The organism is Dyadobacter sp. HNCC25DJ186 (assembly GCF_056895235.1).
Genome location: NZ_JBXHAS010000005.1, coordinates 394,432 through 419,606 on the forward strand (window position 1 = coordinate 394,432; position 25,175 = coordinate 419,606).

The 25,175-nt window shown below is 41.6% G+C and carries 19 protein-coding genes and 1 riboswitch; of the genes, 9 read left to right on the forward strand and 10 right to left on the reverse strand.

Translation table 11 applies throughout. The features are described 5' to 3' along the window. Positions 1-28 precede the first annotated feature (28 nt). Positions 29-961, reverse strand: a complete 933-nt coding sequence (locus AC1XUO_RS17745; RefSeq protein ID WP_483331114.1) for an SAM hydrolase/SAM-dependent halogenase family protein — start codon at positions 959-961, stop codon at positions 29-31. Positions 962-1,098: 137 nt separating this feature from the next. On the opposite strand from AC1XUO_RS17745, the gene AC1XUO_RS17750 reads away from it, so the two are divergent. After that, positions 1,099-2,619, forward strand: a complete 1,521-nt coding sequence (locus tag AC1XUO_RS17750; protein ID WP_483331115.1) for a GH3 family acyl-acid amido synthetase — start codon at positions 1,099-1,101, stop codon at positions 2,617-2,619. Here the strand turns inward: AC1XUO_RS17750 and AC1XUO_RS17755 are convergent. Together AC1XUO_RS17755 and AC1XUO_RS17760 are read right to left on the reverse strand one after the other, a co-directional pair. Beyond that, the gene (locus AC1XUO_RS17755) at positions 2,614-3,219 is read right to left on the reverse strand and encodes a hypothetical protein (RefSeq protein WP_483331116.1); all 606 of its coding nucleotides are present in this window, start codon (positions 3,217-3,219) and stop codon (positions 2,614-2,616) included. The genes AC1XUO_RS17750 and AC1XUO_RS17755 overlap by 6 nt on opposite strands. Before the next feature lie 48 nt (positions 3,220-3,267). Beyond that, a complete protein-coding gene (locus AC1XUO_RS17760) occupies positions 3,268-3,840 on the reverse strand; it encodes a hypothetical protein (RefSeq protein WP_483331117.1) in 573 nt (190 codons plus the stop codon). Positions 3,841-4,043: 203 nt separating this feature from the next. On the opposite strand from AC1XUO_RS17760, the gene prfA reads away from it, so the two are divergent. Continuing rightward, entirely contained in the window at positions 4,044-5,117 is a 1,074-nt protein-coding gene (gene prfA / locus AC1XUO_RS17765; RefSeq protein WP_235152291.1) for a peptide chain release factor 1, read from the forward strand. 216 nt (positions 5,118-5,333) lie between these two features. On the opposite strand, the gene AC1XUO_RS17770 is transcribed toward prfA, so the two are convergent. Beyond that, on the reverse strand, positions 5,334-5,894 hold the full coding sequence (locus tag AC1XUO_RS17770) for a thioredoxin family protein (RefSeq protein WP_483331118.1): 561 nt from the start codon (positions 5,892-5,894) through the stop codon (positions 5,334-5,336). 136 nt (positions 5,895-6,030) lie between these two features. Between AC1XUO_RS17770 and AC1XUO_RS17775 the strand changes: the two genes are divergently transcribed. Continuing rightward, the gene (locus AC1XUO_RS17775; protein ID WP_483331119.1) at positions 6,031-6,393 is read left to right on the forward strand and encodes a glyoxalase superfamily protein; all 363 of its coding nucleotides are present in this window, start codon (positions 6,031-6,033) and stop codon (positions 6,391-6,393) included. A 34-nt stretch (positions 6,394-6,427) separates the two neighbouring features. On the opposite strand, the gene AC1XUO_RS17780 is transcribed toward AC1XUO_RS17775, so the two are convergent. After that, the gene (locus AC1XUO_RS17780; RefSeq protein WP_483331120.1) at positions 6,428-7,390 is read right to left on the reverse strand and encodes a DMT family transporter; all 963 of its coding nucleotides are present in this window, start codon (positions 7,388-7,390) and stop codon (positions 6,428-6,430) included. Between the two features lie 93 nt (positions 7,391-7,483). Next, positions 7,484-7,686, forward strand: a riboswitch (cobalamin riboswitch). A gap of 58 nt (positions 7,687-7,744) precedes the next feature. On the opposite strand from AC1XUO_RS17780, the gene AC1XUO_RS17785 reads away from it, so the two are divergent. Together AC1XUO_RS17785 and AC1XUO_RS17790 are read left to right on the forward strand one after the other, a co-directional pair. Next, positions 7,745-9,670, forward strand: coding sequence for a TonB-dependent receptor plug domain-containing protein (locus AC1XUO_RS17785; RefSeq protein ID WP_483331121.1), 1,926 nt, complete (start codon positions 7,745-7,747; stop codon positions 9,668-9,670). A gap of 71 nt (positions 9,671-9,741) precedes the next feature. Beyond that, on the forward strand, positions 9,742-10,812 hold the full coding sequence (locus tag AC1XUO_RS17790; protein ID WP_483331122.1) for a DUF5074 domain-containing protein: 1,071 nt from the start codon (positions 9,742-9,744) through the stop codon (positions 10,810-10,812). A gap of 89 nt (positions 10,813-10,901) precedes the next feature. Here the strand turns inward: AC1XUO_RS17790 and AC1XUO_RS17795 are convergent, their stop codons facing one another. From AC1XUO_RS17795 to AC1XUO_RS17815, 5 genes are all read right to left on the reverse strand, one after another. Then, positions 10,902-11,642 (reverse strand): tetratricopeptide repeat protein, encoded by a 741-nt coding sequence (locus AC1XUO_RS17795; protein ID WP_483331123.1) that lies wholly within the window; start codon positions 11,640-11,642, stop codon positions 10,902-10,904. Between the two features lie 69 nt (positions 11,643-11,711). After that, positions 11,712-13,055, reverse strand: coding sequence for a DEAD/DEAH box helicase (locus AC1XUO_RS17800; RefSeq protein WP_483331124.1), 1,344 nt, complete (start codon positions 13,053-13,055; stop codon positions 11,712-11,714). Between the two features lie 38 nt (positions 13,056-13,093). Next, on the reverse strand, positions 13,094-14,089 hold the full coding sequence (gene fbp, locus AC1XUO_RS17805) for a class 1 fructose-bisphosphatase (protein WP_483331125.1): 996 nt from the start codon (positions 14,087-14,089) through the stop codon (positions 13,094-13,096). Between the two features lie 395 nt (positions 14,090-14,484). Further along, positions 14,485-17,115 (reverse strand): valine--tRNA ligase, encoded by a 2,631-nt coding sequence (locus AC1XUO_RS17810; protein WP_483331126.1) that lies wholly within the window; start codon positions 17,113-17,115, stop codon positions 14,485-14,487. Between the two features lie 118 nt (positions 17,116-17,233). Beyond that, positions 17,234-19,060, reverse strand: a complete 1,827-nt coding sequence (locus AC1XUO_RS17815) for a sensor histidine kinase (protein ID WP_483331127.1) — start codon at positions 19,058-19,060, stop codon at positions 17,234-17,236. A gap of 182 nt (positions 19,061-19,242) precedes the next feature. On the opposite strand from AC1XUO_RS17815, the gene AC1XUO_RS17820 reads away from it, so the two are divergent. From AC1XUO_RS17820 to AC1XUO_RS17835, 4 genes are all read left to right on the forward strand, one after another. Then, positions 19,243-20,031 (forward strand): T9SS type A sorting domain-containing protein, encoded by a 789-nt coding sequence (locus AC1XUO_RS17820; protein ID WP_483331128.1) that lies wholly within the window; start codon positions 19,243-19,245, stop codon positions 20,029-20,031. Positions 20,032-20,187: 156 nt separating this feature from the next. Further along, a complete protein-coding gene (locus AC1XUO_RS17825; RefSeq protein WP_235152279.1) occupies positions 20,188-20,760 on the forward strand; it encodes an adenylate kinase in 573 nt (190 codons plus the stop codon). Between the two features lie 127 nt (positions 20,761-20,887). Then, positions 20,888-21,895 (forward strand): GTPase ObgE, encoded by a 1,008-nt coding sequence (gene obgE, locus AC1XUO_RS17830; RefSeq protein WP_483331129.1) that lies wholly within the window; start codon positions 20,888-20,890, stop codon positions 21,893-21,895. A 113-nt stretch (positions 21,896-22,008) separates the two neighbouring features. Continuing rightward, complete coding sequence (locus tag AC1XUO_RS17835) at positions 22,009-25,173, forward strand: T9SS type A sorting domain-containing protein (RefSeq protein ID WP_483331130.1); 3,165 nt, start codon at positions 22,009-22,011, stop codon at positions 25,171-25,173. Positions 25,174-25,175 lie beyond the last annotated feature (2 nt).

The window sequence follows — 25,175 nt, forward strand, 5'->3', positions numbered from 1 at the left end:
GGTTTTTTTAGTGTAATCCATATTAACATTATTTTTTACTTAGTACAATACTCCAGGTATTTCCACTGAAGACTTTATATTTTTCGGAAAAACTGCCCATGTTGATTCCCAGAGAGAAATTGAGCAGGCTGTTGAAATACCCAACATCAACGCCTTCATTCACTTCACCGAAAGTATTTACATATTTCACGCTCCCATCATAAACATTCGTTTTGTCGTTGAAAACCTGAACGTGAATGTCATCCCCAACTTTAATCCCTAACTGATTAAAGAGTTTTTTATCAATATCTGTCCAGACATTTCCGTACTGAATATCTAAGATTGGTATTGTCCCTTTCGCCTTTCCTTGATCAAATGAAGGTTTCTGATACGGAATTGCGACAATTTCGTTAGGCAGTTTGGGGCCAACCTCTCCGTAGGTTATCTTTTTTGAAGCGAGTCTGGCGCCTGTAAAAGCATACACGTCCCGACCATGAAATGTGTAGGATTCGTCAGAATTTTTTCTCCGGTTTTTCGCCTCATCAATTTCCCGAACCTCCTGAATACCCAATTGCTCCGCAACGAGTGTTAACGTTCCGTTGTCAGGCGTTACAAAATAGTGTCCCGATTTGGTCAACAAAACAACAGATTTTCTGTCAGTACCCACGCCCGGATCACAAACGGAAACGAACACAGTTCCGGCCGGCCAGTACGGAGCAGTCTGTACCAACCGATAAGATGCCTCCCAAATGTTATAAGCAGGGATTTCATGTGTTATGTCAAACAACTTCAAGTCTGGTGAGACGCCCATCGCCACACCTTTCATCGCAGAAACGGCTCCGTCTTTTAAACCAAAATCAGATTGAAAAACGAGAATATTATTTTGTGCATATCCATTAAGGAAAGCCAGCATCAACATCGCAAGAATCTGACCTTTTAGCCTTGTGTATTTAATAAAAGAAAAACTGAAAACTAGTTTCATAAATCGCAGAATTTGAAAAAACATCCATAAAAGCGCGCATGGTAAAGTTATAAAAGTCATCCCGAAAATAGTCACTGGCACAATGATTTTAACCATAGAGATCAATTACTTTACTCACTTCATAAACTAAAAAATTCATGGCAGTTATCGGCGAGCTGATTAAAAAAGCAATTGATCTTTCTGGTTTCATAATGAGCGATCCCGATCCGGTCAAGGAGCAGCGGGATATTCTAAAGATGCTTCTTGAAAAAGCAAAATTTACAGCATTCGGTAAAAAATACGGTTTTAAAGAAATCCTGGAAAGCGATGACATAATCTTTTCATTTCAGAAAAACGTCCCTGTTCATGATTATGATAAAATGAATGCAGATTGGTGGCATTATCTTCTGGAAGGTCATCAAAATGTTACCTGGCCCGGCGGGCAAAAATACTTTGCCCTGAGCAGCGGGACCACAAGCCATAGCAAACATATACCTGTGACTGATGATATGGTCGAGGCGATCAGGAAAAGCGGGATTCAGGAAATAATGAACCTGAAAGCATTTGATCTCACCTCCGATTTTTTCGAAAAACAGATTCTCATGCTGGGAAGCAGCACCAATCTGATAGAAAAAGATGACCATCTGGAAGGCGAAATCAGTGGGATCAGCGCAAGTAATATTCCTGGTTGGTTTGGTGGATATTACAAACCGGGGCGCGAAATTGCAGATATTAAAGACTGGGATGAACGTGTAAAAAAAATAGCCGAACAAGCTGCTGACTGGGATATCGGATGTTTGTCGGGCATTCCAGCCTGGATTGAATTGATGTTAAAAGAAATTATCAAGTATCATAAACTGGACAACATCCATCAGATCTGGCCAAATCTGCAGGTATATACCACGGGCGGTGTTGCATTTGAACCATACCGGAAAAGTCTGGAAAAATTGCTGGCTCATCCGCTGATCTATATCGACACCTATCTGGCTTCCGAAGGTTTTATTGCGATTCAAAAACGGCCTGACACTTCGTCCATGGCGCTGTTTACAAACAGTGGAATTTTCTTCGAGTTTGTGCCGATGGACGGAGAAAATATTGATGACGACGGTTTGGTGAAAGAAGGAGCCAAAATATTGCCATTTGAAGAGACGCAGGAAAATGAAAATTATGTTTTGTTAATTTCTACGGTTTCCGGTGCCTGGCGGTATATGATCGGTGATACAGTTATGATTACGGATAAATCGAGAGCTGAAATTAAAATTACCGGCAGAACAAAACATTACCTCAATGTTGTAGGAGAGCAGCTTTCAGTGAACCAGATGAACGATGCGATCAGGATTTTAGAGAAAGATTACGACGTGGTCATGACAGAGTTTATTGCGGCGGCCATAAACAGGGAAAACGAATTTATTCTGAAATGGTATATCAGCTCGGATAAATTCCCGGATTGTGTACAGGTGTCAGAAACGCTGGATAATGCTTTACAAAACAGCAATAAAAACTACAAAGTGGCACGCGGAAAGGCGTTGAAGGGAATTGAAGTTGTGCTGATTCCTGAATCGACATTTCATAAATGGAGCGAGGCAACCAAAAAACTTGGTGGACAAGTAAAAATTCCGCGTGTCATGAAAGAAGAAGATTTTCTAGAATTTGAGGCTTTTGTTAACTCAAATTCATAACGCAGGTTTTTGCGCTTCCAGCAGCCTAACCTGCTCAACGATGTCGTCCGGCGAAAGATATAAACGGGCTATTTTCTGTTTATATCTTTCCGGCAATTCGGCATGGTTCAGGATAAAATTCTTGGTTTCGATAATATAAAAAGCAAGACCATGTGTAACGGCGAAAGTGTCGGCTGTTTTTTCTGCTTGTCGGATGTATTTTGTAGAAAAAAGATACCCAAAACCAAAACGGATCATACCAAAAATAGATCGGTTATGATAATCCATGATATGCCCCAGCTCGTGGCCGATCCAACCGACCATAATGTCTTCCGGGATCTGGTGAATGGGAATCGCCGTATGCGTGAGTTTAAATAAGGCACTTATATTGATCTGATAAGCCCGGTTTTTCCGTGAGGAAAACATTGTTTCGATTTTGGGCTGGGCCTGCATTACTGATTTTTTTATGTTTTGTTTAAACACAAAATCAATCGGAACACTCTGCAATTCAGGATAAAATGACAGTGCTTTTAAAACTTCATTTTCTATGACCTTCGGTATCTTTTTATTTTCGCGGAAGCGATCCAGGCTTTCGTGAAGTTCCATCTCTGAGTTATTCATAAATATTATTTCAACAGGTTACAGACTCAGATATAAAAACTGCACCACTCAATCTTTCAGCTTTTTGACATCCACTTTTCTCAAAATTTCTTTTTTGTCAAAAAACAATCGCCATAAGGCAAATGAAGGAGTCTTGTCACCCATACAGGTTTTGCAGATCTGAAGATCGGCCGGAACATTGTAAACCACCGTGGTATCGTCCAGCGGCTGAACGTTATCACTTAGTGACGCATTGCTCTTCGCACTGTACAAATAAGCTTGCAAAAGCTCCTGTTCTTTTTTGTTGAGATTTATATTGCTGGTGTCCGTGGCACTTAAAAGTGATATTTTTACACCATATTCTTTTTCCAAAGCACCGATTATCGCTACTTTGGAAGGGTCTGCACAGAGTTCGGAAGCATTTTCCGGATTTTTAGCCAACGCTTCCAGAAGAGATTTTTGAGACAATTTGGAAATCTTTTTGCCCCATTCATCCACAGTATAAATTAGCTGTGTATTGGTGACACGGACGATTTTTGAAGCTTTAATTTCAGTTGCCAGCTCTTTTGTATTATCCAGGCGTTTGTTGTTGCAGCTGTAAAAGCACAAACTTAAAGCGATACAGAATATAATTCGGTTCATTAGTTATTATAGTAAGTTATGGCGGCAAGTAAAACTTTGGCTTCAAATCTGAGAATGCTAATAGCTTTTTCCCGCATATTTAATCAACATCATTTACAACTTTGTAATTCAAAACAGACAACGAACGTACGAAAAACATTCTTCAACCTAAAATGCGTATCTTTGTCGCCCGAATATGCAATGCCAAAAGACATTAACGCGATATGCTAGATAAATTAGAAGCCATAAAAGAACGTTTCGAAGAAGTTTCGCAACAAATTATACAACCTGAAATCGTTTCCGATTCAAATAAATATTCCAAGTTAAGCAAGGAATATAAGGATTTGGGCAAGATCGTAGAGCAATACGAAATCTACCAAAAACTACAAAAAGACATCGCCGGCACGAAAGAAATGATCGCTACGGAAAAAGACGAAGAACTTCGTCAGATGGCAAAAGAAGAGTTGGATGAATTGCTTCCAAAAATGGAAGAAATGGATCTGATCATTAAAGAGTTGCTGATTCCAAAAGATCCGAACGACAGTCGTAACATTATTCTCGAAGTAAGAGGTGGAACAGGCGGTGACGAAGCTTCTATTTTTGCAGGAGATTTGTTCCGGATGTATCAGCGTTTCTTTGAAAAAATGGGATGGAGAGCGTCCATTATGGATTTTACAGAAGGAACAAATGGTGGATATAAGGAGATTATCTGTAAAGTTGAAGGCGATGATGTATATGGAAAAATGAAATTTGAATCCGGCGTTCACCGTGTTCAGCGCGTTCCGCAAACAGAATCGCAGGGAAGAATTCATACTTCTGCGGCATCGGTTGCAGTATTGCCGGAAGCGGAAGAAGTCGATGTTCAGATCAATATGAACGACGTTCGGATTGATACCTTCATGTCGTCCGGTGCTGGTGGACAGTCAGTTAACACAACATATTCGGCGGTGCGTCTAACACACATTCCGTCTGGATTGGTTGTTAGCTGCCAGGATGAACGTTCTCAATTAAAAAATAAAGAAAGAGCTTTGGGTGTTTTACGCTCTCGTCTTTATGAGATCAAATTAAAAGAGCATAATGACGCGGTAAGTTCACAAAGAAAATCCATGGTCGGCAGCGGAGACAGGTCGGACAAAATCCGTACCTATAACTATCCGCAAAGCCGTATCACAGATCACCGTATCGGTTACACCGTGTATAATTTGCCGGCAGTAATGGAAGGTGATATCGCTGAGTTCATCGAGCGTCTGCGTATTGCTGAAAATGCAGAAAGAATGCAGGAAGGCGATTCGTATTAATTTTAAAATTATTCAGACCTCATTGGAGCACGTTGATTTTGATTATTTTTTCTCTCATATCAGGCGACTCCGAAGAAGTCAAGATCTGAGTGGTGTCCACTATTTTCTATAAACAGGATATCCCGATGGGATGAGTCCGCGACTTGATTTTTCAGATAAACATAAAAATGGGCAGATGATTTCGATCGTCTGCCCATTTACTTTTCTCAATTAATTTTACTTACCGGTATAAATCTGCCTGTAAGTCTTTGCTTTATAATCTTCGAATGATTCTTTTTTGTGAAAATTATCACCAAAAAAAGTTATCACCTCATGGAATTCCTTCGCTTTCATATACCCTGGCAATGGCTGGATCATTTGAAACTTGTCATCCAGAAAAACAGTCGTCGGATAACTTGGCTGATTATTTGTCAAAGCCAGCGCAATCTGATGGACACCTTTTTTTCCCTGAGGCATAAATTCAAACTTCTGATCGCCAATCGTTATTGGTTCGGTTTGTTCTGCGTCTAATTTTACGGCGTAGAATTTTTTATTGATATACTCGATCACTTCTGCATTTTTGTAAGTTTCCCGATCCATCACTTTACACCAGCCACACCAGTCTGTATAAATATCAACCAATATTTTCCTGGGTTCCTTTTGATTCCTGGCATAAGCCTGCTCAATCGTCAGCCATTGAATTTCATTCGCCATTTCAGCGGTCCGCTCGGTGCGAAAGGCGGTTAATCCTGTTATTGAAACACAGAAAAAAATAATTGAGTAAGTCAGTCGTTTCATTATCGATCAGGTGCGTTCAGGTATAAAACGAATATTCTATATAAATAATTTTTTCGTCCGCATTTTTGAGCGAATTTAAAATAAATTACGGTTCCCGTTTAAGCCAATACCTAAATCCAATTAATTCCGAAAATTTATGGAAGCAAGTAAAGTTATTCCACTAATACGAATTTTTGATGAAGCCAAAGCTTCGGAGTTTTACGTGGATTGGCTCGGCTTTACTATTGACTGGACGCATCGGTTTGGTGATAATTTTCCGCTCTATCTTCAGGTATCAAGGGATGGAATAGTCCTGCATTTGACAGAACATCATGGTGATTGCACACCTGGCAGCAAAGTTTTTATTGAATGTACCGGACTGGCAGAATTTCACCAGGAATTACTGGAAATGAACTACCGGTTCAATCGTCCCGGATTGGAGGATGCACCGTGGAATGCAAAAACGATGGAAGTTATTGATCCGTTTGGAAATAAATTGCTTTTCAACGAATCGAAATGATAAATTTTTCAAGCCACGAATGCACGAATTTCCACTAATCATTCGTGAAAATTTGTGTATTCGTGGCGGGTTTATTTTTTGTTTTATCCTTTGAAAGCGAAACCAGCAAGCCTCCGCCAATAATTAACAGCATACCGATGATCATAGGAATGGTAGGAATTGCTTCTCCCAGCCAAAGCCCAAAAAACAAGGCGAACAAAATATTGGAATAACCTACTGCCGCTATCCGGCCGGCTTTGTCGAAAGTGAATGATTGTGTCATCATAATTTGTCCGATCATCGCTGTGATTCCCAAAGCAAGAAATCCCAACCAATGCGCCAATGTAGACGGCCATCGGAAAGTACCAATCAGAAAATCCAGGCCTTCGTGTGGAAAATAGGTCCCGATAATCATGGAGAAAATAGGTAGTACTATACCGCTGAGCATAAATGATAAAACAATTGCCCGCGTATCATAGACCTGTCCGAGCTGGCGAATGGCCAGATAAGCAACAGCGGTCAGCAGTGCGTTTCCCAAACCGATAATATGATTTCTCCAAGACATCGATAAATCGGGCCGGAATACAAATAATATCCCACCAAAACCAAGCAAGATCGCTATCCACTCTTTTGTCCTCAATTTTTCTCCAAGAAAGAGCCACGAAAGAAAGGCGAGAAAAATCGGATAGGTATACTGGTAAGTCGACGCCCTTCCCAGACCAAGTGTTTTGATGGCATAAAAAAGTAGGTACAGAGAAAGCGTTCCGACTACGCCTCTGAATATCAGCAGGCGGAGTTTTCCACCTTTTTGGATCATTGGCCGTTGCAAAATACTGGCGCCAATGAATAATACGCCGATTATATTTCTGAAAAATACGAGTTGAACAATATGAAAATCTTTGCTCAGCCATTTTGAAATAGCTGACATCAGCGCGAAGAAAAAGGAAGCACCCAGCATCAAAAGAATCCCTTTTTGTGGTGCGGAAATTACTAAACGATTTGCGGTGCGGGTCAACAAGATGATCAAAATTTTGTACAAAGATAAGACATCCAAATTTGTAAGGCGACTTTTACTTCATGCCAAGAGTGTGTTCGCGCCGCATTAATTACTTACCTTTGTAAAGTTTTTGGTGCCAGAAGTTAGTTAACCGCTACGGAACGGCTTAAAAGGGAATCCCGCGAAAAACGGGAGCTGTCCCCGCAACTGTGAGTTTTTAAAAAAAATTGATCTGAATCTGCACTACCACTGTTCAAACGGGAAGGTATTTGATCAATAAAACGAGCCAGGAGACCTGCCAGAAATAATTCAACGTTTTGATTTTCGGAGGAAAAATCACAAAACTGTTTGTTATGATTTATTTATACTTTTCAGGTGTTTGACAGACAAAATTTTCGTTGTCTGTTTCTTGCAACGCTGTCGTTTTTGGCAGTGAATGAGAATGCTGTTGCCCAAAATGACTCGATTTCTTTGTCGCCAATGACTGTATATGGCTTCGCGCCGGAAAGGTTTATGAGCGGATTAAAAATTCAAAAGATTGATTCGATCACGCTTGAACAATTTCGTTTCAGGAATATCGCTGACTTACTTTCTTTAAATACGGCAGTCATTTTTAAAAATTACGGCCCGGGACAATTATCCACGGTTGCATTCCGGGGAACATCACCTAACCATACCGCTGTACTTTGGAATGGACTAAATATCAATCTTCCAACGTTAGGACAAACTGATTTTTCAACCATCCCAGTCGCAGGATTTGACCAATTATCCGTTCAGTATGGCGCTTCGGCAAGCGTGGTCGGAACCGATGCTGTTGGTGGAAGTATTCTGCTGGGAAGTTTGAAACCTCAGGCAGGTTTACAGGTTATGATTGGACGGCAACAGGAAAGTTTTCGCAACAGTCAGACACAGGCGACGATTAAGTATGGAACACGCCTTAATAACAACTGGAATTTTTCAGGAAAAACGGCTGCCTACGATGGAAGCATGAATAATGATTATCGCCATCCTGAGCGGAACGGTGAAGCAATAAGTCCTGCTACAACTTTCCAAAAGGGTTTGGTTCAGGATTTATTTTTTACAAAAAACGAACATGAATTGTCTGGGCACGTCTGGGTAACGGATAATAAACTGACCACAAATCCTGAAAACCTTGCCGGGCGACAAATGACTAGAATCAAATCGTCCAGATCGATGCTTCGTTATCAATTTGAAGGGTGGACGGTGCGAACTTCCTGGATACGGGATATTATTGATTATGCCGTCGGTGATTATTCAAAACTGGATCATGCTGTCACGGACCGCTATGGAGTTCGTGCGGAACGCACATTTGATTGGAAAATCGGAAAGTCAGGCAACACCTTTCAAATACAGACAGGCGGAGAATTTACGCATTATAAAACACAAGTTGAAAACTACGAGCGGCCTGTAATCACAGAAAATCGCGGTGATGTTTTTGTATTGACACGTTGGCAGGCAACTTCGCAACTGTTGATTTCCGCTAATCTGAGACAGGCATTTGTAACCGGTTACAATCCACCGTTCACGCCATCCCTGGGAGCGGAATATCGGCTTACACAAAACCGTCCTTACACCATAAAATTAAGAGGTTCGCTTGGCAGAAGTTATCGCGTTCCAACGTTAAACGAGCGTTATTGGAAGGATTTGGGAAATCCGGATATCAAACCTGAAAACGGATTTAATAAAGAACTCGGTGCAGAAGCGGTTTATGCTTTTAATAAAAATCAAAGCTTTTCCGCAAATTTAAGTGTTTATCACAACCGGATTGACAACTGGCTTTATTGGAATCCGACAAGCAATTTTCGTGTCGAGAATTTACAATTAGTCATAGCCCGTGGTATTGAAGCGCAATTTGGCTGGAAAGGAACTTGGGAGTATTGGAAATTTGGAAGTACAGTGAACTACATGCTGACAAATACTTCACAGGAAAAAATTTACGATGCTTATGCCTCTGATATCGTCGGCAAGCAGTTACCACATATTCCTTTGCATGGTGGGAACGTTACTATGTTCATGCAATACAAAAATCTTCGCCTGACAAATCAGCTTCAAATCATCTCTAAAAGGTTTACAACCGCTGACCATAGCCAATCCGCGCCCGCTTATTTACTTGAAAATTTTATCCTTGAAACCAACTTTGACGGGCCGCATTTCGGAGCTTCTTTTCAAGTAAGAATTAATAACATTTATAATACTTTTTACCAAACCATTAACGGAAATCCTATGCCTGGCCGTAATTTTGCTGTCAGCTTATTACTTTCTGCAAAAACAACCCGATGATATCGGACGACTTTTTATTCCAATAATTAACGCTAACAAAACATTTTAACGACTACTTTAATACCAAAACAATGAAAAAACCACTTAGCAGCATTTTAACCGTAACACTTATATCGGCCATTGCGTGGTCTTGTAACCAAAGTGATCCGGCACCTGAAGGGACTTATGTTCAAGGCGTTTTTGTAATCAATGAAGGTAATTTTTCTCAAAACAATGGCAATATATCTTTCCTTACACGAGAAAAAAATATTGCAGATTCTGATATATTTTCAATCGTAAACGGGAGCACGCTGAAAGGCGGTATGCAGGGATATGCCGTTGCTGGCGATCACGGGATAATTTTGGTTGACAACTCTAATCCCGGATCTGACAAGGTAGAAATTGTTGATGCAAATAAATTTACAACGACAGGCTCAATTGGTGCGCCTGACATCGAAAATCCTCGTGAAGTTGTTGCCATTGGAAGCACAAAAGCTTATGTGACAAACTGGGGTACTTTAAATTCAAATTCTACTTATCCGGCAGGATATATTGCAGTAATCGATCTTGCTACGAAAAAAGTGGTTAAAAAAATCACTACGGATAAAGGTCCTGAAAATATGGTTTTGCATACCAACAAAGTATTTGTTGGTAATTATGATTACGCTGAGGGTAAAAATCTTACGGTCATCAATACAACTTCTGATGAGGTTATCAATGCTATCCCTTTCACTGACGAACCAAATCCAATCGGAGTGGATGCAAATGGCAAATTGTGGGTACAGGCCGGACTTGATCTGATTCGTGTAAATCCGGATACTTATGAAAAAGAAGCTACGATAAAAATCAGTACTGATATGTCTAAATCGGCTATGAATTTTGCGATGAGTCCTGATCTTAGAACAATCTATTTCGTCCTTGGTGATTTTACTCGTGGAGATACTTACAAGTTTCAAATCACCGACACTGCCGTTAATCTGGCTACACCTTTCGCCAGAAGAATGTTTTCAGGTTTAGCAGTTGATCCAAGACAAGGTTTGATTTATGCTGGTGTAACACCTTCTTATACACAATCCGGATATGCGCTTCGTTACCGCACAGACGGAACTCTGGTTGATTCTGTAAAAGTGGGTATCGCCCCAACTGGTTTCTATTTCAAATAGTTTCGTTTCTCATTTCTGTACGCAAAAAAGAGGTCAGGTTTTAAAAACCTGACCTCTTTGGCTACTTGCTAACTTGACTATCTACTATCTTATTTGAAAAACCCCTGCGGATCAGGAAGTTTTGCTTTTAATAATTCTACGAATTCAAAATTGATCTGATTAAAATCCAGATTTCTTCCTTTGTGAAGATGCTCCCAGGATTTTTCAGGTTCATTCCGGTTGAAATGCACCAGGGCCAAATTATATTGACCCAAGGCATAAGTGGAATCCAGCGCAACTGCGTCTTCCAATAATCTATAAGCCTCATCCAACTCTTCCTGTCCCTTATTCATCGCATAAAGTTTCAGGTCAACCGTCGAAAGATCAACTAACAATGGCACGTTATTGGACTGAAGATTTACACCACGGCTGAGCATACGTTTTGCATCCACCCAATTTTCTCTTTGATAACACACCACGCCCAATCCCCAATACGCTTCGACATTTTTGTCATTTAACAGATGGGCAAGATTGAAACGATAACAGGCAGTGTCAAGAGAACCTTCCTGCAAATATTCCCAGGCGCGGGCAGAAAAGAAACTACTTGCTTCTGGTCTGCTGCTAAATGATTTGTCGCAATCACTCAAAAAGCGTATTTCTTCGTCAATCTGTTCGGAGCTTTTGCTTCCTTCTCCAAACAACGGTACTACACGTCTCTCCTTTAATTCCAATGGCCTTTTTTGCGAAATATTCGTATCAGAAACTGGTGACGCACTTGCCAAATGTTTTTCCTGAGCGAACCCAAGAGCAGGAATTAAAAGAGCAAACCAAATAACAACGGATTCTTTCATAAATTAAAAATAGAGAAACAGGTTTTTCTATTGTCCAAGTTAAACGGAAATATTGGATATCGTATTGTATTATTTACGTTTACTTCGCTTCGTAGCAGTACTTCGACGACCTGTATCCTTACCCTTCGACACAGGTTTAGGTTTAAACAAATGCGCATTCTTTTTTTCATGGAATGCACCCAGAAACGTCGGATCCTCTTTTCTCTTCTGATTATCAATTTCTCTCAGCATCATTTGACGCTCATCAACCGGCGTTTTCATAATGTCCAGATCTTCCGGTAATTTTTCGCGTGGAATTTCCATACGGATCATTTTTTCGATCTTCGCTATATGGTATTCATCGGCGGCAGTCATAAAAGTGATCGCCTGCCCAACGGTATTCGCGCGGCCGGTTCTTCCAATTCTATGCACATAGTCTTCATAGATCAAAGGAACGTCGAAATTAATCACGTGACTTACTTCGGTAATATCAATTCCGCGGGCAACAACATCTGTGGCAACCATTACGCGAACAGCACCTTCACGGAAAGCATCCATCGCATTTGTTCTGGTGTTCTGTCCCTTGTTGGCATGAATTACCCGAAGTGCATTTTCTTGGACAACGGTATTTAACAAATAACTGTGTACCTGCCCAGCCACCTCGCGGCTTCGTGTAAATATCAAAACGCGGATAAATTTCTCCTCGTCTTTCAATAAATGCGTAAGCAGATTTATTTTAGTCCGGAAATTCGGCAGTTCGTAAAGTACCTGCGTTACCATTTCCGCTGTCGTCGCTTGTGGCGTAACTTCTATACGTGTAGGATACTCTAAAAACTCGAAAGAAAGGCGTTCAACCTTATCAGAAAAAGTGGCAGAAAAAAGCATATTCTGACGTTTGCGAGGGAGGATTTCCAGAAAACGACGGATCTGTGGCATGAAACCCATATCCATCATTTTATCCGCCTCATCCAGCACCATGCAGTTGATATGTTTCACAACAATCTCTTCTTTCAGATACAGGTCCATAAACCTTCCCGGTGTTGCCACAATAATATCAACACCTTTACGGATTGCATCGATCTGCGCTTTCGGGCCAATTCCTCCAAAGAGAACGACGGTCCGTATGTCTGTATATTTACTGAGCTGAATAATGGCATCCGAGATCTGCATGGCCAGCTCACGTGTTGGTGCGAGAATCAGGGCACGCGGGTGCTCTCCCTGCGCATATTTTATGCGCATAAGTAATGGCAAGGCGTAAGCCGCAGTCTTCCCTGTCCCGGTCTGTGCTATGCCTAAAATATCCTGTCCGGCTAGTGCAAGCGGGATTGCCTGCTCTTGAATCGGTGTAGGCTCCGCGTAACCTGCTTCTTCAATGGCATTGAGTAATTGACGGTTAAGCTTAAATAGCTCAAATTTATTTTGCGTAGTTTGCATCGCGCAAAGGTACGAAAACAAAAATGAGCTTCCATAACTTACGCCTTTATAGCTTCATCGACCATGGTAACGGAGCCCACATAAATTGGAGAACGCTGATGGAAATCGGACGGGACAATATCCAGAATATCTCTGAAACCATCACTTGCTTTACCGCCTGATTTCTCAGCAATAAAGGCCAGTGGGTAACATTCGTAGAGCAGACGCAGCTTTCCTTTTGGATCTTTTGCCGTGGCTGGATACAAATAAATTCCTCCTTTTAAAAGATTCCGGTGGAAATCACCAACCAGCGATCCGATATATCTTGCGCTGTAACAATTTCTTTTACAGTCGGTTATGTATTTTTGTGTTGATGCAGAATAGCTGTTATAGTTTCCTTCGTTTACAGAATAAATCGTACCATTCGCAGGCGAGGTAATATTTTTGTGCGAAAGGATAAACTCACCGAGCGAGTGATCATAGGTAAAACCATTTACACCATCTCCGGTTGAATAAACCAGCATCGTGGAAGAGCCGTAAAGAATATAACCGGCCGCGATCTGTTTGCGCCCGCCTTGCAAAAAATCATCCATTGTTGCAGGAGATTTAATCGGTGTGATGCGCCGGTAGATCGAAAAAATTGTACCGATTGATACATTGACGTCAATATTAGACGAACCATCCAAGGGATCTATGGCTACGACATATTTTCCATGGTCATTGCCTGTATGGATAATATGTTCGTCTTCTTCGGAAAGGATTGCGCAGACTTCTCCGCCATTTTTCAATGCTCGTATAAAACGGATGTTGGCGATAATATCCAGTTTTTGCTGATTTTCACCCTGAATATTTTCTGTTCCGTTGGCACCGGTTACGTCTATCAGACCAGCCTTATTTACTTCCCGATTGATGATTTTTCCTGCCAGCGCAATATCCCTGAGCAGTTGCGAAAGCTCCCCCGTAGCATAAGGAAAAGCACTCTGACTGTGCATAATATACCGATCCAGCGTCACCCCTACCGGCAAAGCTAGCTCCTGCTCAATTTTTGTTTCCATGACATCCCGATTTAATACGAACAAGTTTTTGATACCTGAATTCCACCCCTTTTGTATCAAATTTCAAATACTTTTCGGACAAATCAGCAAGTAAATGGATATATTTTTCAAGTAGAAATTTACCAATATACGTCGTTCAGGGTGAATTATTTATTAGATCGTCGGCGATTTTTTTACGATAAATTTTAAAATTATTTCAAGGAAACGCATGACGTAAATCAGAAGTTTCTTCAAAATCAGCAGACCTTCTATCATTGAATTTTCTCTATGAATTTATCTAACGGAAATAATTTTTAGATGTAATAATATTGTTTTACAAAACCAGATACCAACAAAAATGGCGCTGAAACAAATCGTTTCCAGCGCCATTTTTTCAATATTATTAAGTTCGACAATTATCCCAATCGGACCAAAGCTTCTTTCAAGGTCACAATTTTCGCCTCGGCATCTGCCATTTTTTGTCTTTCTTTTTCAACAACATCAGCATTTGCATTTTGAACAAAACGCTCATTCGACAGTTTTTTAGCAACAGAACTCAGGAAGCCTTCGGTATAAGCCAATTCTTTCGTAAGATTCTCACGTTCAGCTTCCACATCAATCTCTCCTTCCAGATTAATAAAAAATTCGTCAGAACGGATCAGGAATGACATTCCGGGTGCTTGCTCAGTCACAAAATTAATTTCAGCTACGTTCGCAAGTTTTCTTACCAATGTTTCCAATCCTTTATAAAGCTCAGGCTGGTCACTTTTGACTGCCAGTGGAAGTTCTACTTTCGGGCTGATGTTTTTTGTATTTCTAAGATTTCTGACAGCAGAGATCAGTTCGAAAAGCACTTCAAAATTAGCCAGGAGCGAAATGTCAACAGCACCTGCTGCCGGGAATTCCGCCACACAGATACTTTCTTTTTCCTGACGCTCACGAATGTTCTGCCAGATTTCCTCGGAAATAAATGGCATATACGGATGGGCAAGGCGCATCAGTTTGTCAAAAAATTCAAGCGTTGCTTCGAAGGTTTCTGCATCAATCGGCTGTTCAAAACCCGGTTTGATCATTTCAAGATACTGTGCACAGAAATCATCCCAGATTAATTTATAAACCGAATTCAACGAATCCGAGATACGGAATTTTGCAAAATGATCCTGCACTTCTGCCAGTGTCTGGTTTAATTTACTATCAAACCACTTGACAGCCAACGCAGATCCTTCCGGCGTCGGAAGCGATGAATCTACGGTCCATCCTTTTACCAGACGGAAGGCATTCCATATTTTGTTACAGAAATTTCTTCCCTGCTCAACCAGTTTTTCATCGTAGGGCAAATCGTTTCCGGCGGGAGAGCTGAAAAGCATACCTGTCCGAATTCCGTCTGCGCCATACTGGTCAATGAGATCAATCGGATCAGGAGAATTTCCCAGCGATTTTGACATTTTCCGTCCCTGCTTATCCCGAACGATACCGGTCAGATATACATTTTTGAATGGAAAAGTTCCTCTGTATTCATAACCGGCGATGATCATACGCGCTACCCAGAAGAATAAAATTTCCGGCGCTGTAACCAGGTCGTTTGTCGGATAGTAATAATTTACCTCCTCATTTTCCGGCTCTTTGATCCCGTTAAAAACAGAAATCGGCCATAACCAGGAAGAAAACCAGGTATCCAAAACGTCCGCATCCTGCGTCAGATCTTCTTCTGTTAAAGCAAAAAGCTGGTATTCGTGCTGGGCAATATGAAGCGCTTCATTTTTTGTTTTGGCAACGATAACGGTACCGTCCTGCAAATAAAATGCAGGAATCCTGTGGCCCCACCAAAGCTGGCGACTGATGTTCCAGTCGCGCACGTTTTCCATCCAGTGACGGTAAGTATTTTTGAATTTTGGCGGAATCAGCTGAATGGTATCATTCATCACGTTTTCCAAAGCAGGCTGGCTCAACCGGCTCATTTTCAAAAACCACTGCTCCGAAATCCTTGGCTCGATCACCGCGTTGGTACGCTCCGAATGGCCAACATTCGACTTATATTCCTCGCTTTTAACCAGGTTTCCTGATTCTTCAAGCAATTTTATGATTTTCTTCCGCGCTACAAAACGGTCTTCGTCAACCAGAATCTGCGCTTTTTCATTCAGCGTTCCATCTTCATTTAAAAGATCAATGATGGCCAGATTGTGTTTTTTCCCTAATTCGTAGTCATTGGTGTCATGCGCAGGCGTAACTTTCAGCGCACCGGTACCGAATTCCATTTCAACGTATTCATCAGCAATTACATTAATTGCACGATTGATCAACGGAATTGTAACCTGTTTTCCTATCAGACTTTGATAACGCTCGTCGTTCGGATTAACACAGATTGCCGCATCCGCCATAATCGTTTCCGGGCGCGTCGTTGCAATGATAATCCCTTCTCCTTCGGCTCCGCCAACCAAATCATACCGAATATAAACCAGTTTCTGATTAACCTCTTTTGTGATGACCTCTTCATCAGAAACGGTCGTACGTGCCTGCGGGTCCCAGTTAACCATCCGGTGACCGCGGTAAATATCTCCTTTTTTGTATAAATCAATAAATACATCGATCACAGAATCATAAAGATCCGGATCCATGGTGAAAGCCGTACGATCCCAGTCGCAGGAAGCTCCCAGTTTACGCAATTGCTGCAAAATGATACCTCCGTATTTGTGCGTCCATTCCCAGCAATATTCTAAAAATTCATCGCGGGAAAGATCACGTTTAGCGATACCGCGTTCTTTAAGCATCGCAACGACTTTCGCTTCGGTAGCAATTGACGCATGGTCAGTACCGGGAACCCAGCAAGCTTCTTTACCTTCCATCCGCGCCTTCCGGATCAGAATGTCCTGAATCGTATTGTTTAGCATGTGTCCCATGTGCAAAACACCCGTCACATTGGGCGGCGGAATTACGATGGTGTAAGGCTCTTTATCGGGATTTGGCTTTGAACTAAAAAACTTATTTTCGATCCAGTAGCTATACCATTTATCTTCTATCTCTTGCGGCGCGTAGGTTTTCGAGATCATTCTTTTTGTAAAATATGGGCGTTGTAAACAATTGCAGTCTTAAAAAGATGGCAAGTTATCACTTGAAAGCGAGATTTTCACGTGAACGCTAGGAGATTAATACCTGATCCGGAAATATTTATTGATCGGAAGGAGCTGCCGGAAGCCACAAGATAAATGTACTGCCATGGCCCGGACGACTTTGAACGCTAACGGTACCCTCATGTGCTTCCACCATTTTTTTGACATAACTCAACCCCAGACCAAAACCTTTCACGTCGTGCACATTACCCGTAGGAACACGATAAAAGGTATCAAAAATCCGGTGTATCTGATCTTTGCTCATCCCGAGACCTTGATCGGTAATGGAAATGGTGACACCGTTACTTTCATTTTCCGTCCTGACAGTCAGGTGTAATTTTTCCGGGGAATATTTAATAGCATTATCCAACAGGTTATTCAGAATATTGGAAATGTGAAGTTCATCGCAGGAAATAACCTCGTCGACTGCTTCAAATTCCAGTTCCAGTCCTCCTTCTTTCTGCTCGATCTGAACACTCAGGCTGTTCAATACTTTTTCGATCAGATCATGAATATTGGCGTCACTTCGTTTCAGTTTCACATGCCCTTTGTCAAGCAGTGCCATTTGCAATACTTTTTCAACATGCGCGCCAAGCCGTTTATTTTCTTCCCGGATAATCCCGAGATAACGCGTCATTCGGGGAGAAGCCTCATTTCCTGCCGACCTTGAATTTTCCTGCGCCATATCAGCAGCCAGCGCGATCGTCGAAATCGGCGTTTTAAATTCGTGGGTCATGTTGTTGATAAAATCATTCTTGATATCCGAAAGTTTTTTCTGGTGAAGAATGGTAGAAACGGCCATGTAAAAACAAGCCATTATTACTACGATCAAAATACCGGAGCCGCCGAACATCACGCCCATATCATTGAGAATATATTTCTGCTGATCAGGAAAAAACACGAATAATAGGTTATTGCCCTGTAAAGTTTCGTTCGGAAAAAGAGAAGCCTTATAGGAGCGCTGCTGCCATTCGTTGGATTTTAAACTTGCTGTGGAGAAGATCATTCCATTGTTCGCATTCGCCTGGACAGCAAATTCAAATGGCAGGGTTATACCTTTTTCAGTAAGTTCTTTTCTCAACAATGTATCGAGTAAAAAACGGTTGACGCGTTCCTGGATCGGCCGCTTGGTATACATCAGATCCTTCATTACCTCACGAAGCAAATCTGCACGATCGAGATCTTTTGACTTACCGTTGATCAGCGGTTTTGTTCCAGCCAGACTGGAAGATTTTTTAACTGCCGGATTTGATTTATAATATTCAACCTGATTATTTAAAGATTCGCCGTTATACTGATTTTGATTTTTAACAGCGCTTTTCTGGTTCGGAAAAACTTCCTGAAAAGCAGTCCCCAACTTCTTTTCATCTTCAAGTCGTCTGCGCATAAATTCATCCATGCCTTCTGCGCCGAAACGTTGCGCCTGGAAAAACTCTTCGATAATTTGCTGCTGATGGTCCATCATGATCCTGAAATTCGGGCTTAAAACATCCGATGGCGCAGCTTCTGCAAGCACCTGATAGTGAATCTCTTCACCATTAGGCGCAATAAAAACCTGAATACTTGGTGGCACAGAAACTGCCGTAGCCTGTTTTTTCGAATTGGCTTTCGGTGCCGTTCTTTTTACAGGCATTTCCCTTAACTGCGTAATCCGGTTCAATTTATCTTTTTGCTGTTCTGTCTCAATACGCTGCTGAAGCAGATACATCATTTCCTGTTTCTCCAACCGGTGCACCACTTCCTGCACAGACTCTGCAACCTTATTGTTGAATTGTTCATTTTTGATCGCTATGGCTTCACGTATCCAGTACCACTGAAAACCGATCAGACCAATAAGCGCCAGGCACATTAAACCAATAATAATCTGAATTTTCCGCTTCGTCATTTACTTCTGAATCTTTTGCTCACTTACCGATGCAACGTTGCTTTTTTTATTGCGACTTTATACCACAAGACAAATTTAACTTATCCTGAGTAGCCGTTTCTGATTTTAACAAAATTTAACAGCGCTCCGTTTAAGGTATAATTAATTTTGTAATCATCTAAAAAACAAACCAATAGAACACTATGACACCGGGCATCCTATCCAAAATCGCATTATCGGCACTCGTCGCCGGTACACTTTCCCTGACTAATGAAGCCTTCGCACAGTCGAAAAAGGGAGATCAGAATAAAACATCCATCCGTATCAAGGTTACGGAAGATAAGGACGGCAAAAGTAAAACCATCGAAAAAAACTATGAAGTACCCGAAATGTCGAACTCCGACCGGGAAGAGTTTGTGGACAAAGCACTTGATTCATTAAAAATCGATTCAAAAGGAAAAAGCCAGGTCACAATAAGCGTTGACGATGGCAAAGGAAATACAAGTGAGCGGAGACGTCGCGTGAAAGATCATCATAAATCTGAGGATGCTGATGTCTTCGCATATAATTTCAATCATGATTTCAATTTTGATGAATTAAGGGACAAGACACGGAGTATCGAAAGAGAATTCAGGCCGAAGGCGAAAATCATGATGCGGGACATGGAAAACTTTGGAAATCGCTTCGGCGAACGCATGGGTGATTTTTGGACCAGCGAGGTTGCAAAAGCTTCAACCGTAAGGGAATTATCTGCCTATCCGAACAATCCTGACAATGGCACACTTAACCTACGATTCTTTGTTCCGCAGAAAGGGGATGTGAATATTATTATTTCTGATACCAAAGGGAAGGAAGTTGGCAGGAAAGAAATCAAAGATTTCAGCGGCAATTTTGTCGGACAAATTGATATTAAGAAAAATTCAAAAGGCACTCTTTTTGTGACAGTTACACAAAATGAAGACGGTGCAGTAAAGCGCATTGTTATAGAGTAACTTTTTGGCCTTTTTCATGTTAGTCCTCTTGATTAGTAATGATTAAGAGGATTTTTTATTGGAAAAAATCGTGACAATAGCACTGACATGTATTAAGTAATTGTAAATTTGCATCCAAACCGTCAATTTGTCCAAAATTTGTTTCACTAAGCAACTATGCTGAATCTTATACTATTTGGTCCTCCGGGTGCTGGAAAAGGCACTCAAAGTGAGAAAATTATAGCAAAATACAAACTCATTCACCTTTCTACCGGCGACTTGCTTCGTTCAGAAATTCAGGGAGGCACCGAATTAGGACTTAGGGCAAAAACCTTAATGGATCAGGGATTATTGGTTCCCGATGAAGTTGTGATCGGAATGATCGACAACAAATTGAAAGAACACAAAGGAGCTCCGGGATTTATTTTTGATGGTTTTCCAAGAACGGTTGCACAATCAGAAGCGCTGGATGCATTGCTGGCAAGTTATAACGAGAGCATTTCAGTCATGGTGGCACTTGTTGTTGACGACAATGAATTACTTGCCCGTCTGCTAAACCGTGGAAAAACTTCCGGCAGACCGGACGATCAGAACGAAGCACTGATCAGCAAACGTATCCATGAATACAACAGTAAAACAAAACCGGTGGCTGACTATTATCAGGCACAGGGAAAATATATAGCGATCAACGGTATCGGCGAAATCGAAACGATTTTCGAAGGTATCACAGGTGCGATTGAACAGGCATAACAACGTTTTGAAAAAGGTGTGGATAGGGAGGTTTTTCGAACCTGATTTCTGCACCTTTTTGCTGTAAAAACAACAACGTAAATTACACTTCACAATTTTTAATTTAAGCATAAATCGGTAGCAGGGTATGGCATCTTCCAACTTTATAGATTACGTAAAAATAAATGTTCGTTCCGGCGCAGGTGGCGCAGGGGCATTACACTTTCGTCGTGAAAAACACGTTGAAAAAGGTGGTCCCGACGGAGGAGACGGCGGGCGTGGCGGTCACGTTATTTTAAAAGGCACCACACAGGTATGGACACTTTTACACTTGAAATATACCAAACACATTCGTGCTTTTGACGGTAAAGGTGGAGAAGGCGGAAGAAGGAAAGGTGCTGACGGAAAGGACATTATCCTCGAAGTACCGCTGGGAACAATCGCCAGAGACGTAGAAACCGGAGAACAAATTCTTGAAATTACGGAAGATGGCCAGGAAGTAATTCTGATGAAAGGCGGAAGAGGTGGCCTGGGAAATGATCATTTCAAATCCGCTACAAACCAGACTCCCCAACACGCCCAAACCGGCGACCCTTCGTTGGAATCATGGATTATCCTTGAATTAAAAGTACTGGCTGATGTAGGTTTGGTTGGTTTCCCCAATGCCGGAAAATCTACCTTGCTTTCTGTAGTGTCAGCGGCCCGTCCTGAAATTGCCGATTATCCGTTTACAACCCTCGTTCCAAATCTTGGTGTTGTTTCCTATCGTGATTACAGATCCTTTGTAATGGCGGATATTCCGGGAATTATTGAAGGCGCATCTCAGGGCAAAGGCCTCGGATTAAGGTTCCTTCGCCATATTGAAAGAAATTCAATTCTTCTTTTCATGGTTCCGGCAGACAGCGAAGATATTGAAGCAGAGTATAATACGCTGGTTAATGAATTGCAATTATATAATCCGTCACTTCTGGACAAACATCGTCTGCTTGCGATTTCAAAAGTAGATATGTTGATGGACGAAGAACGTGAAGAATTGGCTAAAAAATTGCCTAAAGATATTTCTACGACCTTCATTTCATCCATGACCCAGGAAGGGATTGATCAATTGAAAGATAATATCTGGTCGCTGTTGAGCGAGGCTAATCCCGTTGGATAATTCAAATATTGTTCCGTTGGATAAATTTTTTGAATTATTTTATTTAAGAAAGCAACCCTTTGTTACTTATTTGTGTCCAAGATGTTAATGTCCCATTGAGTTCTTCCCATTTCATGAAACACAGTTTATTGCATTTTTTCAGCACCACACTATTTATATGCCTGGGAATATTTCCCGCCTTTGGACAAGTTAACATTGATTACCCATCCAATAGAGCTGTTTTTCAGCGGGACAAAAACAACAACGCCACGATCTATATTGCAGGCAGTTATACCAAAATCATTGATCGTGTTGAAGCCAGGTTAAACGCTGTTAACGGCGGATCGTCGACAAATTGGGTGACGATACAGTCAAATCTGCAGGGCGGTGTTTATTCCGGAAGTATTGATGCCACAGGTGGCTGGTATGAACTTCAGGTAAGAGGCTGGAATGGAGATCAGCTCGTGGGTTCAGCACAAATATCAAAAGTAGGAATTGGCGAAGTATTTCTGATCAGTGGACAGTCCAATGCTCAGGGATACAAGAATTATGGCGGACCCGGAGCGGGAGACGACCGCGTAAACTGTATTAATTCATACTACAACAACAGACCAAATAATGACCTGGATTATCCGGAATTTTCACATCTGGATTCCGATTCTTACATCGCACCGAGAGGTAACTCAGCCTGGTCATGGGGAAAACTGGGTGATTTACTGGTAAGCCGTTTCGGTGTTCCTGTTCTTTTTTACAATGTGGGATGGTATGGTTCGGCAGTAAAAAACTGGCGTGAAAGTATCGATGGAACGGCTCACTCGGTTTACAATGGTGAAGCTTTCTATCCCAATGGAGCACCCTACAATTTTTTACGATCCGTATTCCAGACATACGTGCCCATGACCGGTATCAGAGCTGTCTTATGGTTTCAGGGTGAAGCCGAGTCGACTGATCAAAGCAGCACCATGGCGTCTTACATTAGTGACCTGACCAAAGTCATTCAAACTTCAAGGAATGAATCCGGAAAAAATGTTTCCTGGATGGTCAGTCTGACGACCTATGGATCTGAAAAGGGAGCAAATCCTAAAATTATTGAAGCACAAAAACAGGTGATCGCAAGGGTCCCGAATGTTTATACAGGACCGAATACAGACCTTATCCAAATCCCAAGGGTAGACGGCGTCCATTTCCAAAATGCAGGTTTAACACAGTTGGCCGAGGCCTGGAATACGCAGTTAAATGATAATTTTTTCGCAAGTTCTGAACCGTATAAGGCAGTTAGTCCTTTGAAAATAGCTGCTTCATGTGCAGGAAATAATAATTTAAACCTTTCAGTAAGCGGTGCGGGCGTTTCTTCTGTTAGCTGGAATAACGGACAGCAATCTGCCAATATTCAGGTTGGCAACGGGAACTTCCGGGCCAGGGGAAGAGACGGAAACGGAAATATTATTTTCTCTCCTGAAATAAAAATCAACCAACCTATCCAACCTGCTGCGCCGATCTTGACTTTGGAGGGTAGTAATCCGGTTTGTAAAGGCAACACCGCAACTTTAATTTCAAACACCTCAGAAAATTTGAAGTGGAATACCGGTCAAACCAGTGACAGACTAACCATAACAACAGGCGGTGAGTATTTTGTCACGACCAAAAACGCATATGGCTGCGAAACAGCATCTGCGAAAACGGCGATTACCGTGCTGACTTCTCCGCTACCCGACAAGCCAAGCATTGCAGTTACTGGCCCGCTAACCTTTTGTGACGGAGGAACTGTTAGTTTAAAATCCAGTTCAAATGTTAAAAGTGTATGGTCAAACGGGGCAACTGACGCAACAATTGCTGTAAAAGTCTCAGGAGATTTTCGGGTAAAAGCTGTGGATAATTTTGGGTGTTTTTCACCGGATTCGGATCCCGTAACGGTGAAGGTTAATGCATTACCAGCCAAACCGATCATCGGCCTTAGTCGCCCAGCAACGTTTTGTGAAGGTGAAAATGTAGTGATGACATCAAATTATGATACCGGCAATATCTGGACAACAAATGCGACTACGAAAGCGATAACGATCACGACAGCAGGAACATTCAGCTTAAAACAACGTGACGGAAATGGCTGTGAGTCTACATCTGATCCGGTTACGACGAAGGTAAATCCATTACCGGCAACGCCGACTCTTGCTGCTTTAAGACCAACTACTTTTTGTGAAAGGGACTATACGACCCTTCAAAGCAGCCAAACGTATGCTTATCAATGGAGCAATGGCGGAACGAGCCGGGAAGTTGAAATCAGGAGTTCGGGAAATTATTTTGTATCCGCGAAGGATGCCAATGGATGTTTGTCCGTTCCGACCGCAAGTATCAGGGTAACCGTAAATCCATTACCTCCAAAACCCGTTATTACCGCTGGCGGACCTACAACTTTCTGTGCCGATGCCAGCGTTAACCTGCAGTCCAATGATGCAGCAAAATACGTGTGGAGCAATGGTGCTGAAACCAAATCGGTAAACATTAATACATCGGGAGATTATTTTGTCAAAACCATTAATGAATTTACCTGTTATTCAGATCCCTCAAACGCGGTCAGAGTAAATGTACTTGCACTTCCTCCTTCCCCTACCGTTCAGGCTTTGGGGCCAGTTTCTTTCTGCGATGGCGATGAAGTAACTTTGCAGGCTTCGAACGGAAATTCATTTTTCTGGAATACAGGCGAGCAAAAAAATCTTCTTGTTGTAAGTAATTCAGGAAGTTACAAGGCACGCGTGCAGGATACACAAGGATGTTTTTCTCCTTATTCAAAGGAGATTATCGTAGATGTAAAACCATTACCATCAAAACCTGAAATTCGCCAGGTTGGGACTTTTACATTGATGGCAGAAAACAATATCAATGACGGGAACCATGTTTGGCAGCTTAACGGTGCCAACCTCAGTGAAAATGGTGTTACCCTTAAGGCAATCCAATCCGGAAGTTACGTCGTAAACAATACCGTTATTTACAGCCAGACATTGACTTGCTTTTCAGAATTTTCTGATCCGTTTATCTTTACACTGGATATGACAGGCGGCGAATTAAGTGTTTACCCAAACCCGAGTAACGACGGAGCTTTTACCGTGGAAACAATTGCGGACCTGGAAAATGCGACAGTACAAATTTTTGATCTGAACGGCAGACTTTTACGTACATACTCGTCGCTGAATTTTAATGAAAGAAGATTTATTGATCTGTCTCTTCTTACAAACGGAATGTATATATTGTCTGTGCAAGCCGGAGATTATAAGAAAACCAAGAAAATAATTATTGTTCAATAAAT

Bases quoted from the DNA above. Each gene is read 5' to 3' on its own strand.
- AC1XUO_RS17755 (WP_483331116.1), bottom strand. From the start codon at position 3,219: ATGAATAACTCAGAGATGGAACTTCACGAAAGCCTGGATCGCTTCCGC.
- AC1XUO_RS17745 (WP_483331114.1), bottom strand. From the start codon at position 961: ATGAAACTAGTTTTCAGTTTTTCTTTTATTAAATACACAAGGCTAAAA.
- prfA (WP_235152291.1), top strand. From the start codon at position 4,044: ATGCTAGATAAATTAGAAGCCATAAAAGAACGTTTCGAAGAAGTTTCG.
- AC1XUO_RS17770 (WP_483331118.1), bottom strand. From the start codon at position 5,894: ATGAAACGACTGACTTACTCAATTATTTTTTTCTGTGTTTCAATAACA.
- AC1XUO_RS17750 (WP_483331115.1), top strand. From the start codon at position 1,099: ATGGCAGTTATCGGCGAGCTGATTAAAAAAGCAATTGATCTTTCTGGT.
- AC1XUO_RS17810 (WP_483331126.1), bottom strand. From the start codon at position 17,115: ATGATCTCGAAAACCTACGCGCCGCAAGAGATAGAAGATAAATGGTAT.
- obgE (WP_483331129.1), top strand. From the start codon at position 20,888: ATGGCATCTTCCAACTTTATAGATTACGTAAAAATAAATGTTCGTTCC.
- AC1XUO_RS17820 (WP_483331128.1), top strand. From the start codon at position 19,243: ATGACACCGGGCATCCTATCCAAAATCGCATTATCGGCACTCGTCGCC.
- AC1XUO_RS17815 (WP_483331127.1), bottom strand. From the start codon at position 19,060: ATGACGAAGCGGAAAATTCAGATTATTATTGGTTTAATGTGCCTGGCG.
- AC1XUO_RS17795 (WP_483331123.1), bottom strand. From the start codon at position 11,642: ATGAAAGAATCCGTTGTTATTTGGTTTGCTCTTTTAATTCCTGCTCTT.
- AC1XUO_RS17835 (WP_483331130.1), top strand. From the start codon at position 22,009: ATGAAACACAGTTTATTGCATTTTTTCAGCACCACACTATTTATATGC.
- AC1XUO_RS17800 (WP_483331124.1), bottom strand. From the start codon at position 13,055: ATGCAAACTACGCAAAATAAATTTGAGCTATTTAAGCTTAACCGTCAA.
- AC1XUO_RS17775 (WP_483331119.1), top strand. From the start codon at position 6,031: ATGGAAGCAAGTAAAGTTATTCCACTAATACGAATTTTTGATGAAGCC.
- AC1XUO_RS17760 (WP_483331117.1), bottom strand. From the start codon at position 3,840: ATGAACCGAATTATATTCTGTATCGCTTTAAGTTTGTGCTTTTACAGC.
- AC1XUO_RS17825 (WP_235152279.1), top strand. From the start codon at position 20,188: ATGCTGAATCTTATACTATTTGGTCCTCCGGGTGCTGGAAAAGGCACT.
- fbp (WP_483331125.1), bottom strand. From the start codon at position 14,089: ATGGAAACAAAAATTGAGCAGGAGCTAGCTTTGCCGGTAGGGGTGACG.
- AC1XUO_RS17790 (WP_483331122.1), top strand. From the start codon at position 9,742: ATGAAAAAACCACTTAGCAGCATTTTAACCGTAACACTTATATCGGCC.